We start from the raw sequence: 934 nt of genomic DNA, 5'->3' as shown, positions 1-934 counted from the left end.
AAACGGTGCGGTGCAAACTTTAACTGCGACGGTACTGGCAGATGGTACGTGGTCAGTGGATATACCGACGCCGCTTGCAGAGGGCGCATTCCAAGTGGATGCCAGCGTCACTGATGCGGCAGGTAATACCGCGTCTGATACTGAAAACGGCGGAGTAATTGACACCCAAGCGCCTACTTTTGATATTGTTCCACTTGCTGCAACGAACGATGCCACGCCAACGATTACTGGTAGCAGTGATGAAATTGGTGGACTCGTCAGCGTGATTGTCACTGATGCCACTGGCGCAGTACAAACCTTAACCGCGACGGTATTAGCTGATGGCACTTGGTCGGTGGATGTACCGACGCCGCTGGCAGAGGGCGCATTCCAAGTGGATGGCAGTGTCACTGATGCGGCAGGTAATACCGCGTCTGATACTGAAAACGGCGGAGTAATTGACACCCAAGCGCCTACTTTTGATATTGATCCACTTGCTGCAACGAACGATACCACGCCCACCATCACTGGTAGCAGTGATGAAATTGGTGGTCTCGTCAGTGTCATCGTCACTGATGCGACGGGGGCAGTACAAACCTTAATCGCGACGGTACTGGCAGATGGTACGTGGTCGGTGGATATACCGACGCCGCTTGCAGAGGGCGCATTCCAAGTGGATGCCAGCGTCACTGATGCGGCAGGTAATACCGCGTCTGATACTGAAAACGGCGGAGTAATTGACACTCAAGCGCCAAGCTTTGATATTGATCCGCTTGCTGCAACGAGCGATAGCACGCCTACCATTACTGGTAGTAGTGATGAAATTGGTGGACTGGTAAGTATCACTGTGACAGATGCTAACGGCACGGTGCAAACTTTAACTGCGACGGTACTGGCTGATGGTACGTGGTCGGTGGATGTACCGATCCCACTTGCAGAAGGCGCATTCCAAGTG

1 protein-coding gene is annotated in these 934 nt (G+C 53.0%); it reads left to right on the top strand.

The features are described 5' to 3' along the window. Window positions 1-10 precede the first annotated feature (10 nt). The coding region (locus FW757_RS23100; RefSeq protein WP_446441780.1) for an Ig-like domain-containing protein at window positions 11-934 on the top strand (924 nt) is incomplete at its 3' end.

Source organism: Pseudoalteromonas sp. 1181_04 (assembly GCF_052850545.1).
This window is presented reverse-complemented; position numbering and strand designations above follow the sequence as displayed.